This window comes from Leifsonia sp. Y862, from assembly GCF_057669585.1.
Genome location: NZ_JBYHFR010000002.1, coordinates 258,720 through 271,935, shown reverse-complemented (window position 1 = coordinate 271,935; position 13,216 = coordinate 258,720). Strand labels below are relative to the sequence as shown.

General features: G+C 65.0%; 11 protein-coding genes. 1 reads left to right on the top strand and 10 read right to left on the bottom strand.

What is annotated here, in order from left to right:
- Positions 1-77 precede the first annotated feature (77 nt).
- From AC25Z0_RS11440 to AC25Z0_RS11415, 6 genes are all read right to left on the bottom strand, one after another.
- Positions 78-1,361, bottom strand: a complete 1,284-nt coding sequence (locus AC25Z0_RS11440) for a saccharopine dehydrogenase family protein (RefSeq protein WP_488119779.1) — start codon at positions 1,359-1,361, stop codon at positions 78-80.
- 71 nt (positions 1,362-1,432) lie between these two features.
- Complete coding sequence (locus AC25Z0_RS11435; protein ID WP_488119778.1) at positions 1,433-2,134, bottom strand: phosphatase PAP2 family protein; 702 nt, start codon at positions 2,132-2,134, stop codon at positions 1,433-1,435.
- Between the two features lie 62 nt (positions 2,135-2,196).
- Positions 2,197-2,805 (bottom strand): TetR/AcrR family transcriptional regulator, encoded by a 609-nt coding sequence (locus AC25Z0_RS11430; protein WP_488119777.1) that lies wholly within the window; start codon positions 2,803-2,805, stop codon positions 2,197-2,199.
- Positions 2,798-3,697, bottom strand: a complete 900-nt coding sequence (locus tag AC25Z0_RS11425; RefSeq protein ID WP_488133293.1) for an alpha/beta fold hydrolase — start codon at positions 3,695-3,697, stop codon at positions 2,798-2,800. Before AC25Z0_RS11425 ends, AC25Z0_RS11430 begins: the two co-directional genes overlap by 8 nt.
- A 56-nt stretch (positions 3,698-3,753) precedes the next feature.
- Positions 3,754-4,989 (bottom strand): multidrug effflux MFS transporter, encoded by a 1,236-nt coding sequence (locus AC25Z0_RS11420; protein WP_488119775.1) that lies wholly within the window; start codon positions 4,987-4,989, stop codon positions 3,754-3,756.
- 59 nt (positions 4,990-5,048) lie between these two features.
- Positions 5,049-6,224, bottom strand: coding sequence for an ROK family protein (locus AC25Z0_RS11415; protein WP_488133292.1), 1,176 nt, complete (start codon positions 6,222-6,224; stop codon positions 5,049-5,051).
- Between the two features lie 204 nt (positions 6,225-6,428).
- Between AC25Z0_RS11415 and AC25Z0_RS11410 the strand changes: the two genes are divergently transcribed.
- The gene (locus tag AC25Z0_RS11410) at positions 6,429-7,415 is read left to right on the top strand and encodes an acetylxylan esterase (RefSeq protein WP_488133291.1); all 987 of its coding nucleotides are present in this window, start codon (positions 6,429-6,431) and stop codon (positions 7,413-7,415) included.
- A gap of 129 nt (positions 7,416-7,544) precedes the next feature.
- Here the strand turns inward: AC25Z0_RS11410 and yicI are convergent, their stop codons facing one another.
- From yicI to AC25Z0_RS11390, 4 genes are all read right to left on the bottom strand, one after another.
- Positions 7,545-9,908: an alpha-xylosidase gene (gene yicI, locus AC25Z0_RS11405; protein WP_488133290.1), complete on the bottom strand. Its 2,364-nt coding sequence runs from the start codon at positions 9,906-9,908 to the stop codon at positions 7,545-7,547.
- Between the two features lie 2 nt (positions 9,909-9,910).
- Positions 9,911-10,834: a carbohydrate ABC transporter permease gene (locus tag AC25Z0_RS11400; protein ID WP_488119771.1), complete on the bottom strand. Its 924-nt coding sequence runs from the start codon at positions 10,832-10,834 to the stop codon at positions 9,911-9,913.
- On the bottom strand, positions 10,834-11,796 hold the full coding sequence (locus AC25Z0_RS11395; RefSeq protein ID WP_488133289.1) for a carbohydrate ABC transporter permease: 963 nt from the start codon (positions 11,794-11,796) through the stop codon (positions 10,834-10,836). Before AC25Z0_RS11395 ends, AC25Z0_RS11400 begins: the two co-directional genes overlap by 1 nt.
- A gap of 93 nt (positions 11,797-11,889) precedes the next feature.
- The gene (locus AC25Z0_RS11390; protein ID WP_488133288.1) at positions 11,890-13,188 is read right to left on the bottom strand and encodes an ABC transporter substrate-binding protein; all 1,299 of its coding nucleotides are present in this window, start codon (positions 13,186-13,188) and stop codon (positions 11,890-11,892) included.
- Between the last annotated feature and the right edge of the window lie 28 nt (positions 13,189-13,216).

Here is a 13,216-nt window from a genome sequence, read left to right as displayed (position 1 = left end):
ACCCCTGAAAGGGGTGCCACCAGGCCCGAGGGCAGGGCGAGAACGCAGCCCTGGCCAACGCGCAGCCCTGGCCGAATTCAGCGAGCCGCCGGCGTTCGCTCCTCCAGGCCCCAGGCCTGGCCATATCCACCGGATGCCTCCGGCGCTTTCATCAGGTCAAGGTACGGTGTGGCATCGAAAGACTCAGGACCCCGCACGCCGGTTCCCGTCCAGATCCCCTTCGCCAGCAGTTCGAGGGCGATGACCGGGTTCAGCGCCGTCTGCCAGACCACGCACTGCGCGTCGTACTCCGCCATCGTCCACTCGTTGTCGCTCACGTGATACAGGTAGACCTCGCGGGGCTGCCCATCGATACCGGTGCCGGTCACCCACACTCCGGCGCACGTCTTGCCCGTCATCCGCGGCCCGATCTGTGCCGGGTCAGGCAGGCTGGCGGCCACCACATCGCGTGGCGCGACCTCGACGGGCCCTGCAGCGCTTCGCACGCGCACCGGCGCCACGCTGTCGAGTCCGAGCAGGTGCAGTGTCTTCAGCACGCCGATGAATTCTTCGCCCAGTCCGTACTTGAAGGTCACGCGCTTCGCGTCAAGCCAGCGCGGCATCAGCAGCACCTCTTCGTGCTCGACGTTCACGCATTCAACGGCGCCGATGCCCTCAGGAAAGACGAAGGTCTCCGGCTCACTGAACGGCGGGGTGGTGTACCAGCCGCGGTCCTTCTCGAAGATCACCGGCGGGTTCAAGCATTCCTCGATCGTGGTCCAGATGCTGAACGACGGCGCGAAGACCTCGTTTCCGGATTCGTCGCGCACCACGAGGTTGGCGCCATCGCGGGTGCCGAGTTCGTCGATCTCGCTGAACAGATGGTCGGACGCGTAGCGCGCGAACACATCGGAGAGCCCGGGTTCGACGCCCATGCCAACGAGTGCGAGCCGACCTGCGCTCTCCCAATCGCCGGCCTGGGCGAACTGGTCGTCACCGAGCTTCACGCCGGTGAGTGAGTGTGGCTCTGTGGGGTGCGGCTCTGACAGGCTCATAGCCATGTCGATGTAGTCGGCCCCTGCGGCGAGCGCCCCGGCAAAGATCGTCGGCACGAACTTCGGCTCAACGGCGTTCATGACGTGCGTGATGGCGTGCTCCCTGGCCACGCGTGTCACCGCGTCTGGGTCACTCGCATCGATCTGGGCGGCGCTGAAGCGACTGGCCGTCTCTGCGCCGAGGCGACTCTCGATCGCCGCAATCGTGCGGATCGCCCTCGCCAGATCGAAGTCGCTCACCACGATGTGTTCGTAGAACGAACGCCTCGCCGCGATCTTCGCAATCGCGTCCCCAACGCCCCCAGCCCCGACAATCAGAATTCTCATGCCATGACGCTACAGTGCGGGGTCGGCTGCTGTCGCGCTTCCGCCGCGAAACGACCAACGCCACCCCAGGCCTACTCTGATGTGCGCGGCAGCGAACGATGTCGCATCCGCAACTGCCGCTCGCCATCGAGCCGTGCCGCCAGCGGCACCCACACCAGGAGGGCGACGCCGACGCCGATGAGCAGGCCGCCGATGGTGTCCGTCAGCCAGTGCGCGCCGAGATAGGTGCGGCTCAGCATCATGACGACGGTGTAGATCGCGCCGACAACCCAGACCCACACCTTCGCGAAGATGATGCCGAGCGCCACCGCCATGGTGGCGGCATTGGCGACGTGCCCAGAGGGGAATGAGCCGAAATCGGAGTGCACAAGGATGTCTTCTGGGCGCGCCCTGCCGAAGGTGTGTTTGAGGATCTGCACCAGCCCTGAGCTGACCAGCGTCGCCGCCAGGTAGTAGACGGCTGCGGTCGGGCGTTTGAAGACAAGAAGCAACACGATGATCGCAATCGGCACCACAAAGACGCCCACGATGCCGCCGCCAATGTAGTTCATGGCCAACGACGGAATCTCCCAGATCGGCGAGCGGTGCTCGACGATCTCATCCATCCATTCCACGTCGATGCCGGTCGGATTGCCGTTCGCCCTGATCACGAGCAGGGCTCCAAGCAGGGCGGCCAGAACGAGTGCTCCGATTCCGCTGATCAGCGGCCAACGTCGACTGAACCGCCTGGTCTTCGGACCGGCAGCGGTCTCAGCTGCTCCCTCATGCTCCATCTGCCCATGGTAAGTGACACTGCTACGAGGTCGCCCAGTGCCGCCGGACGACCCCGCCGCTACTATTCGGCGGCCAGCGTGTCGATGCCAGCGGCCAGCGTGTCGATGCCGGCGATGACAATCGTGACGAGGAGCTCAAAACTGCGATCAAGGTCGTCCGGCAGCTTGAACCCCCCGCCGAGTTCCAGCACGATGAAACCGTGCAGCGCTGAGCGCATGATCCGAATCGCCTCAACGGTGAGATCGGCGGGAAGGTCGAACCCGCGCAGAACTCTCGCCAGGGCGGTGAGTGTGGCTGCGCTGGCTGCGGCAAGTTCGGCATCCGCCGGGTCGGCAGGATCCGCTGCGACCTGCGTCGCGGCGTAGCGGCCAGGGTGGGCGGTCGCGAATGCCCGCATGACGTGTGCCACCGCCCTGAGCGCTTCCGGCCCGGCGCGGCCGATCGCCGCGCTTTCGATCGTGGCGGTGAACTCGGTCACACAGAGGATGGCAACCGATCGGCGCAGGTCTGTCAGCGACGCGACATGCTTGTAGAGACTGGGCACCGCCACCCCCACCTGCGCTGCGACAGCCGCGAGTGTCAGGGTGCCAAAGCCTGCGGTTCCCCCGGCATCGATGACGTCGAGTGCGGCGTTGGTGACCGCCTGGCGACTGAGCCCTGCCCTAGGCACGCGACGCCCAGGCATCCGTCACAGCGTCATTGCGCAGGGTGCTGCTTCGAAGAGCGCCGCTTCGAAGAGTACTGAGGAACTCGACCGTCGCCGGCACGACCAGGTCGGGGCGCTGAGCATGTGGATAGTGACCGGTCTGCGGCACCAGTGTCGAGTGCGAGTGCGCTCCGAGGGAGGCGATCCAATCGCTCTCGGCGGCTGGATCACGGTAATCGGGGTCCAGGTCGCCCACGAATGCCAGGATCGGGGCCGTCACCTCACCCAGCCTGGCCTCCACGACGGTGTGGTCGAGTTGCAGGGCCAGCTCTCTGAATGACCGCAACCGACCAGGCTCGCGCAGGGTCGAGCGGATGGCAGCGACATGCTCGTCCAGCCAGGGTGCGCGCGTTCCCTTGTTGAGCGACCGATAGAACGCCGACCAGAAGGCTGCGCCCCACGGCCGGGCGAGAGCGACGTGATAGAACAGCTGCATAGCGGCGCGCACGACGGCGTTTGTTGGCGCATCCCTCAGGATCGGCCCGTACATGACGAGTCCAGCGATCGCCTCAGGTCGCTCGGCTGCGGCCCACGCTGCGGCTGCCGCACCCATGGAGTTTCCGAGCACGACGGCCGAGCCGCCGAGTTCATCGATCAGGGCGAGCAGGTCTTCGCCCGTGGCCACATCTCCATGGACCCGAAAGGTGGTGTCGCTCTGTCCGTGTCCGCGGAGGTCGGTGACGGCCACGCGGAAGCCGGCGGCGACAAGCGCGGGGACGACCTCGCGGTAGCTGGAGCGCAGATCGCCCATGCCGGGAACGGCGACGACGAGCGGACCCGAACCGTCGACTGTGTAGGAGATGCGACCGTCTGGTCGTGCGAGGTAGCGCACATTCTGGCTTTCGGAAATGTTCATAGCCCTAAAGCTAATGGCATTAGCTTTAGCTGTCAACCCCTGCTTTCCGTGCCCTTCTAGTGCGCAAGGGCAGGGACGGAGCGCGGGCGCACGACGGTCCACAGCACGACGATCGAGATAAGGGAGGTCACGATCATCACCCCACCCATTGGCGTGGCCGTTGCGACGCCGAGCAGGCCGACAATGGGCGACACCAGCCCGGCGATTCCGAAGTTTGCCGCCCCGAGCAGCGAGGCCGCCGTACCGGCCTCATGGCCGTGGGCGTTCAGGGCGATGACCTGGGTGCAGGGGAAGCTGAAGCCACAGGCAGCGATGAAGAACCAGAGCGGGATGAGCGTGCCCCACAGGCCGACGCCCGCCTGGTCGAGGACGACGATGACGACAGCCATGGCCGCCATCACAGCAGTCGTGACCACCAGGATCCACTGCGGCGGAACATCAGACGAGTGCATCAGCCGAGAACTGGCCTGCACGCCGATGATGACGCCGATGGAGTTCACCGCGAACAGCAACCCGTACTGTTGCGGGTTGAACGCGTAGACCTGCTGGAACAGGAATGGCGACGCCGACAGGTAGGCGAACAGGCCGGTGAAGGTCATCGCCCCGACAATCGCGACGCCGACGAAGACCCGGTCGGTGAGCACGGACTTGTAGCGCTGGCCCAGGGTGTTGTGCCCGGCAACGTGTCGTTCTTCCTTCGGAAGGGTTTCGACGATGAACAGCATCACGGCAGCGATGACCAGTGTTCCGTAAGCGGCGAGCACCCAGAAGATCCCGCGCCAGTCCATCACGAGCAGCAGCTGGGAACCGAGCACGGGGGCCAGCACCGGCGCGAGCCCGTTGACCAGGGCCAGTCGGGACAGCATCTTCACGAGGGGCTTGCCACCGAACAGGTCGCGCACCATGGCCATGGCCACCACGCCACCCGCTGCGGCGCCGAACCCCTGCAGAACGCGGAACACGCCGAGCCACAGGATGTCGTCGGACAGGGCGGCGCCAACGCAGGCCAGCACGTGGAACGCCGTCGCGAGAATGAGCGGCAACCGGCGGCCGACCTTGTCGCTCCATGGACCGACAATCAGCTGCCCGACGCCAAAACCAATCATGGTGCCGGTCAGCGTGAGTTGGATCGCCGCCGTTGAGACACCGAGGTCGCTCTCGAGCATGGGGAATGCCGGCAGGTACAGGTCAATGGTGAACGGGCCAAGCGCGGTCAACGCGCCAAGAACCAGGATGTAGACCAGTCGCTGGCGGGCGGAAAGTCGATCTCCTGGGTGAAAAACAGAACTCACGTACTGGTGTCCTCGTCGTTATAAGGGGAAAAGGGAGTGCCTGCGCGCCGCGAACGGACTCAGGAAGCGATGGGGTGGAATCCGCTCGGGTCGTCGAGCACGCGCTCGAATGCGAGCTCAGCCGCCCCGATCATGAGCAGGCTGGAGCCCAACTCGGCCGCGGCCACCCGGACACTGCCGAACGGCGCCGGAAGCGCGCGCTCAGCCACGGCGTCGTTCAGCCGCTCTGGGTCGACGGCGAGCAGGGAGGCCAGGAAGCCACCGAGCACGATCAGCTGGGGATTCAGGATATTGACGGCGCCGGCCAGTGCAACGGCCAGGTAGTCGAGCTGACGGTTGACGGTGTTGCGCACCTCCGCCGAATCGGAGTTGAGAAGCGCGGTTTCCAGCTCATCGGCATCCGCCCCACTCAGGCCAAGCACGGCGAGCAGGTCGCGGCGGGTGACTTCGGCTTCGAGGGTTCCGCTAACGCCGGTGGAGTCCGTGTGGTCGCTGCTGCTCACCCTGGTGTGCCCGAACTCCCCCGCATAGCCGGCGACTCCCCCGACGGCCACGCCGCCGACGATGAGGCCGCCGCCGATTCCGCTGGCTCCGCCGTTCAGGTAAATCAAGTCGGAGATGCCCTTGCCTGCACCGAAGTAGCGCTCAGCCATTGCCCCGAGGCTTGCGTCGTTGGCCGCGACGACCGGATAGCCCGTTGCTGCTTCCAGCATGTCGGCGAGTGGCTCGTCGACCCACCCAAGATGCGGGGCATGCCGCACGAGCCCGTCGTGCGCACGGACGAGTCCAGGCACGGCAACGCCAATGCCGACAACCCTGAAGTTCGCTGCAAGGTCGTCGCGCAGGTCGTCGATGATGCCGGCGGCGATGCTGACGGCTTCGACCGCCGTCGGCGACGTCTCGACCGGAAAGCGGATGCGCTGGTGCACGACACCATCGAGGCCCACGATACCGACGGTCACCGCATCGATTTCCGGGTTGATGGCCAGCGCCACGACACGCGCGCTCACCGCAACGATCGGGCTCGGGCGGCCGACCTGATTGGTGGGGTCAGGGTCGCGTTCGACGGCGAGGCCGCGTTCGACGAGTTCGGCGACGAGCGCCGCAACCGTCGACCGGTTCAGGCCGGTGAGACGGGTGAGCTGTGACCGCGACGACGCGCCGTTCCGGTGCACCAGGCGAAGGATCGTCGACAGGTTGTGTCGACGAACGTCGTCGTGGTTGTTTCCCTGCACGGCTGCCCCCTCGTTACCAGCACAGCCGGCGCGTTGAATCCTCCAAGGCTACCGGCGATCCTGGCCATCACAGCGACAGCCCCGCTATTTGTGGTGATATTGTACAAATTCGCATCTGGGCGCCAGGCACTCGTGATGCGCAGGCAATACACCCGTGGTCGTCGGGTCCACGCGTGATGTAATCACCAGTGAAAGCGACGATGCATGAACACCGATCTGTCCGTAGCCGAGCTCCTGCAATACCGGAGCGATCAGACCGATCCAACCGACTTCGACGAGTTCTGGGCCGACACGATCGCTGCGGCGCGTGAGCTGGCCGCCGACCCCGTCATCGTGCGTGTCGAAACGCCCCTGACCTCGATTGAGGTCTACGACGTGACGTTCTCCGGCAGCGATGGGCACCCCATCCGCGGCTGGCTGCGCATTCCGGCAGGTGCACGCACACCGCTGCCCGCCGTTGTCGAGTTCATCGGGTACGGCGGCGGCCGTGGCCATGCTCTCGAGAACCTGCTGTGGGCATCCGCTGGCTATGTCAGTTTTCACATGGATACGCGTGGTCAGGGCTCCGGCTGGAGCCAGGGCGATACCCCAGACCCGGTGGGCAGTGGCCCCCAGCACCCCGGCATGATGACCCGCGGAATCGAGTCGAGAGAGACCTATTACTACCGCAGGGTGTTCACCGATGCGGTGCGAGCGATCGACACCGTGCGGGCACTTGACCAGGTGGATGCCGGCCGGGTCGCCGTCTACGGCGGAAGCCAGGGCGGTGGCATCGCGCTCGCTGTGAGCGGGTTGGTCGACGGCCTTGCCGCTGTCGCTCCTCGCGTGCCGTTCCTCTGCGACTTCCCGCGCGCCACCCGCATCACCGACGAGCACCCATACCGGGAGATCGCGTCGTACCTCGCCGTGCACCGCGACAAGGTGTCGCAGGCACACGGGGTGCTTGCCTACTTCGATGGCGTCAACTTCGCCAAGCGCGCCCAGGCACCCGCGCTGTTCTCGGCGAGCCTGATGGACGCGATTTGTCCGCCGTCGACGGTGTTCGGCGCGTTCAACGCCTATGCCGGCGACAAGGACATCTCGGTCTGGGAGTACAACGGGCACGAGGGTGGCGGCATCGTCGACTACGAGCTCGCGCTCACGTTCTTCGCGAATGCGTTCGCGACGAGCGACGTGGCTGCGGCCGTCTGACCAACCGGTGGTCGAGGAGGCCGCCAGGCCGTCTCGAGACCCACAGCCCTGGATCGGGTTGCGTGGGTTTCGAGACGCGGCCTCGTTCCTCGGGCGCTCCTCAACCACCGGGAGCGTTCAGCTCACAGGCTAGAGCGCGACCCGTCCGTCAGCGGATGCGACGGGGTCGCCCCCGGCGCGGCGAGCGCTGAATGCGACGGCAGGCTGCGAACCCGCAGCCGACGCGGTCACGGTGATGGCGTCATCCGCTGCTGTGACGGTGAAACTGATCGCCGAACCGTCGAGTGGATTGGCCACCTCGACCGTGCGGCTGCCGGTGAAGCCGGGGTAGACCGTGATGAGTGCGTCCTCGGTGAAGTCGTAGTCGGGGCGGTCGCTTCGCGAGCCCGTGACGATGACCGCGCCTTCGCGCACCCACAGCGGAATGCTGTCGAACGCATGCGTCTCCCTGCGCCAGCTGCCGCCGCTGACCACTTCGCCCGTGAGGTAGTTGGTCCAGGTGCCGGCAGGCAGGTAGTACCGCACGTCGCCCGAGGCGCTGAAGACCGGCGCCACCAGCAGGTCTGAGCCAAGCAGGTACTGCCGATCGAGGTAGTCGGTGGCCGGGTCGTCGCCGAATTCCAGCTGCATCGGACGCATGAACGGGATGCCGTGGCGATGCGCCTCCAGCCCCACCTGGTAAAGGTACGGCATCAACTCAAGCTTGAGCGTCGTGAAGCGACGGGTGACATCGACGGCGCTCTGGCCCGGCGCCTCGCTGCCATCGTCGAACAGCCACGGCACCCGGTAGCTCGTCGACCCGTGCAGCCGAGAGTGGCTGGACAGCAAGCCGAAAGCCAGCCAGCGCTTGAACACCGCGGCATCCGGCATGCCTTCGAACCCGCCGATGTCGTGGCTCCAGTAGCCGAAGCCGCTGAAGGCCAGCGACAGTCCGCCACGCAGGGTCTCGGCCATCGACTCGAAGCTGGAGGAGTTGTCCCCGCCCCAGTGCACCGGCTGCATCTGTCCGCCGACCGTGGCTGACCGAGCGAACAGCACCGCATCGCCTTCACCCCTGTGCTCTTCGAGCACCTCGAAGACGGCCTTGTTGTAGAGCTGGGTATAGAGGTTGTGCATGACGAGAGGAGAGCTGCCGTCGTGCCAGACGACATCCGTTGGAATGCGTTCGCCGAAGTCGGTCTTGATAGCGTCGACGCCCTGGTCGAAGAGGTGGCGCAGCTTGCCCTGGAACCAGGTGACGGCCTCGGGGTTGGTGAAGTCGACCAGGCCCATGCCGGCCTGCCAGAAGTCCCACTGCCAGACCTCGCCGTTCGGCTTCTTCACGAGGTAGCCGCCCTGCTTGGCCTCCTCGAAGATCGGGGCGCGCTGCGCGATGTATGGGTTGATCCAGGCGCTGACGTGCAGATTCTTGTCATGCAGTCGCGCCAGCATGCCCTCAGGGTCGGGGAAGACGCGCGGGTCCCATTCGAAGTCTGTCCAGTTGAACTCACGCATCCAGAAGCAGTCGAAGTGGAAGACAGACAGCGGCAGGTCGCGCTCCGCCATGCCGTCGATGAAGCTCGACACTGTGGCTTCGTCGTACTGGGTGGTGAACGAGGTCGACAGCCACAATCCGTATGACCACGCCGGCACGCGCGCAGGGCGACCGGTGAGCCGGGTGTAGCGCTCCAGGATCTCCTTCTGGGTCGGCCCGTAGATCACCAGGTACTCGAGCGCCTCCCCCGCGACGGAGAACTGCACCTCTTCGACCGACTCTGTGCCGACCTCGAACGAGACGTGCTCAGGGTGGTTGACGAGCACGCCATAACCGCGGTTAGTGAGGTAGAACGGGATGTTCTTGTACGACTGCTCACTCGACGTGCCGCCATCGGCATTCCAGATGTCGATGGTCTGGCCGTTCTTCACGAGCGGGCCGAACCTCTCCCCCAGCCCGTAGACAAGTTCGCCGACGCCGAGCGACAGGCGGCCGTGCACATAAGCGGATGCCGGCGCCAGGCCCGTCGTCGTCACGCCGGACACTCCGGCGGGCTCGGTGGTGATGGGGGCGTCCGGCTGCAGCTTCATGTACCCGATCGACTTGTGGCCGCTCGAGGTGAGCACCTCGCCCGCGGCCTCAAAGCTCAGGTTCCATGGGGCGCCCGGCGCAATGCGCGCGGTGAGCTCGCCGGACGTCACAGCGCCACCGGCATCCGTCACCTCAATCTCGCCGTGGCCGTTCTCTGCCCCGACGAGGTCGAAGCCCGGCCCGACCTGGCCGCCGGTGTCCTTCTCAATGCGCACCCGGATGACACCATCGAGCGGCGACGAGAGCGTCACTCCGAGCAGTGCCCGATTGAGCACGTCGCCGCGACGCTCGATGACTTTGGTGGGGGCGGAGATGCGGAGCGCATCGCCACGCTGCTCCGTGCGTTGTACCTCGATGTCGTACGCCTCCTGGGCGTAGAGAGCGTCGACGCCGGGCCTGGCGTGCCAGAATCCATCGGTGAACTTCATGGTTACTTGACTGCTCCTGCGGTGATGCCCCTGGTGAGGGTGCGTTGGAAGATGAGGAAGAAGATCAGCGTCGGCAACAGGCCGAGCAGTGCGGACGCGCTCGTGGTGGTGACGTCCATCATGCGGTCACCCTGCAGCACGCTGATCGCGACGGGCACGGTCTGCGAGGCGTTGCTCACCAGGAAGGTGAGCGGAATCAGGAACTCGTTCCACGTCCAGATGAAGAAGAAGATGAGCAGCACGCTGAGCGTCGGCCGGGTGATGGGATAGACGACCCGCCACAGGATGGTGAACCGGCTCGCGCCGTCGATCGAGGCGGCCTCGAGGATCTCGCGCGGGAAGGTGCCGAGCACCGATGCCAGCAGGTAGGTGCCGAATGCACTCTGGATCACCACGAAGATGATGATGACGGCCCACTGGTTGTCGTACAGCCCGACCAGCTTGAACATGAAGTAGAGCGGGTAGAGCAGTACTTCCTGCGGCAGCATGTTGGCCAGCAGGATGAGGAGCACGATCCAGGTGCGGCCCTTGACCCGCCCGATGCCGAGCGCGAAGGCGTTGAGAAGCGAGATGCCGACGGCGAGCACCGCGACGGTGCCGGAGATGAAGAAGCTGTTCCAGAGCTTCTCCGGGAAGTTGACGCGCTGCCAGAACGACGTCAAGCCGTCGAGATAGAGCTCCTTTGGAACGGAGAGGGGGCCAGACGTGTTGTATTCGCTCGGCGATTTGAACGAGTTGAGCAAGATCAAGAGGAACGGCACGGCGATGAGCAGGCCGATCAGGATGGCGACGACGAGGATGAGCCAGTCGCCTGGCGTCTTCCGTGTCATGCCGCCCTTGCCCTTTTTCGGCACGGGGCGCGAAACGGTGGGCTGCGGACGTGCGGCGTCTGCCGGCTTCTCCAGTGTGGTGCTGCTGGACGACATTAGCGTTCCTCTTCCTTGCGCTCGAGCCGGGTCTGGGCGATGACGAATACCACTGCGACAGCGGCGACCACGATCGTGAGTGCCGTCGCGATGGTGGCTCCGTATCCCACCTGCTGTGACTGGAAGAACTCGCTGTACGCGTAGTAGGCAGGGACGATGGTCGACGTGCCTGGGCCGCCGCCGGTCAGCGTGTAGATGGGGCCGAACACCTTGAGCGCCGCGATCGTGCAGGTGAGGGTGACGACGAAGATCTCTGGGCGGATGATGCTGACTGTGATCGCACGGAAGCGCTGGAACCAGTTCGCTCCGTCGAGCTCTGCAGCCTCGTAGAGTTCGGGGTCGACGCGTTGCAGTGCGGCCATGAAGATGACGATCGGGTAGCCGAGCTGCACCCAGATCATGATGACCATGATGCTGGGAAGCGCGGTGTCAGGGCTGCCGAGCCAGTTGTGCTGCAGCGAGCCGAGGCCGATTGCGTCGAGCACCTGGTTGAGCGCGCCGTTCTGCGGCCGGAGGATCCAGCCGATCACGATCGCGGCGATCACGCCTGGGAGGATCTGCGGCAGGTAATAGGTAGCACGGAGGAAGCTGGCGAGCTTGCCGCCGAACTTCTTGCCGATGAGGTCGAAGAGCATGGCGGCGAGCACGAGGCCGAGCAGTGTTGGCACGACGACCATGGCAACCACCATGGCGATCGAGTTGCTGAACGACGCCCAGAACGTGCTGTCGCCGAGGAGCTTCTCCCAGTTGTCGAGCCCAATCCACTCCGGGGGTTTGATGCCCCTGTACTTCGTGAAGGTGAGGTAGATGTTCCAGACCAGCGGAATCAGGATGATCAGTGTGATCAGTGTGAGGCCGGGCACGAGGTACACCCAGAAGCCCTTACTGCTGCTGCCTGGGATGAGGCTGCGGTACTGCGGCTTACGACGTACCGGTTCGTCGACTGCGAGAGAAGTCGCCATGCGAATTCCTATCCTTGCGAGGTAACCGGGGGCCGCGTGCGGCCCCCGGTTAGTGGTGCGAATTTGTGCGAGCGGAGCGAATGTCGCGAGACGTTAGCCGACGATGTCGTCGACGCCCGACTGGTACTGCTCACCGAGCTGCTTCTGGACGTCCTTGACCGACTTGGTGCCGTTCAACAGTTCCTGCAGGCCGGCGTTCAGCTCGTCGTAGAACGTTGCGGTTGGCCAGTCGGGGTAGAAGGCGATGCCGTCTTTCTCGGTCAGCTCGTTGAAGTTCGCGATGAGCTCCTGGCTCTTCGGGTCGGTGATGTCGTCGGTGTTCGCCGCGACGGGGATTCCACCGTTGTTACCGATGAGCGCCTGGATCTCTGGGCGCATGGTGATGTCAATGAACTGGTACGCGAGTTCCTTGTTCGAGGCGTTCTCCGGCACGGCCCACATGTTGCCGGCTGAGCCAGGGGACAACTCGGTCTCTGGGAAGAGGAAGGTGCCCCAGTCGAAGCCGGTCGCCTCAGTCGTGAAGCGGTTGTACCACCAGCTGCCGGAGAAGAAGATCGGGTACTGGCCGCTGATGAAGCTGGTTCCGGCATCCTCAGCCTTCAGGCCGGTGGCGTCGGTGCTGATGTAGCCGGCATCCGTCCAGTCCTTGATGGTCTGGGTGGCGTAGCTGATCTCCGGGCCCTGCCAGTCGACGGGGTTGGAGTACAGCTGGTAGTCGTTCACCCAGTCGCGGTCGGCCTTCGTCAGTGCCAGCTGGTACCAGAGCTGCCCCAGGGGGTACTCGGTTGCGGCCTGGGCGAGCGGGGTGATTCCCTTCGCCTCGAATGCGGCGAGCACCGCTTCGAACTCGGCAAGCGTGGTCGGCACCTCGAGGCCGTTCGCGGCGAACATGTCCTTGTTGTAGTACACCTCGACGTACTCGCCGTAGTTCGGGACGCCGTACCAGGAGCCATTGCCCATGACGCCGTTCTCGTCGTACTTGGCGGTGGTCTGCAGCGACGGGGCGAGCTTGTCTGCCCAGCCGAACTCGTCGACCGCGTCATCGAGGTTGGAGAGCAGGCCCTGGCTGGCCAGCAGGCCGGCTGTGGCGTTGCCCTTGTTGTACTCGAGCACGTCAGGCGCCTCGTTCGAGTTCAACACCTGGCTTGCGGTGGAGCGGATCTGCTCGAAGCTCTTCTCTTCGAATTCGACGGTGGCGCCGGTCTCTTCTTCGAAGACCTTGATTGCCTCGTTCCAGGCGATGCCCATCGCGCTGTCTGCGCTCTCGAAGTGCCAGAGCTTCAGGGTCTTGCCGTCTTCGGCCGAGTCGCCTGACGTTGCTGAGCAACCCGAGAGAACCAGGGCACTGGCTCCCAGGAGCGCGATGCCGGCCAGAATTTTTCTGCTTTTCATGAGTAACTACTTCCTCGTAGGTGGTGCA

Excerpts from the sequence above, each read along its gene's own strand:
- AC25Z0_RS11440 (WP_488119779.1), bottom strand. The coding sequence starts at position 1,361 with ATGAGAATTCTGATTGTCGGGGCTGGGGGCGTTGGGGACGCGATTGCG.
- AC25Z0_RS11435 (WP_488119778.1), bottom strand. The coding sequence starts at position 2,134 with ATGGAGCATGAGGGAGCAGCTGAGACCGCTGCCGGTCCGAAGACCAGG.
- AC25Z0_RS11425 (WP_488133293.1), bottom strand. The coding sequence starts at position 3,697 with ATGAACATTTCCGAAAGCCAGAATGTGCGCTACCTCGCACGACCAGAC.
- AC25Z0_RS11410 (WP_488133291.1), top strand. The coding sequence starts at position 6,429 with ATGAACACCGATCTGTCCGTAGCCGAGCTCCTGCAATACCGGAGCGAT.
- yicI (WP_488133290.1), bottom strand. The coding sequence starts at position 9,908 with ATGAAGTTCACCGATGGATTCTGGCACGCCAGGCCCGGCGTCGACGCT.
- AC25Z0_RS11400 (WP_488119771.1), bottom strand. The coding sequence starts at position 10,834 with ATGTCGTCCAGCAGCACCACACTGGAGAAGCCGGCAGACGCCGCACGT.
- AC25Z0_RS11395 (WP_488133289.1), bottom strand. The coding sequence starts at position 11,796 with ATGGCGACTTCTCTCGCAGTCGACGAACCGGTACGTCGTAAGCCGCAG.
- AC25Z0_RS11390 (WP_488133288.1), bottom strand. The coding sequence starts at position 13,188 with ATGAAAAGCAGAAAAATTCTGGCCGGCATCGCGCTCCTGGGAGCCAGT.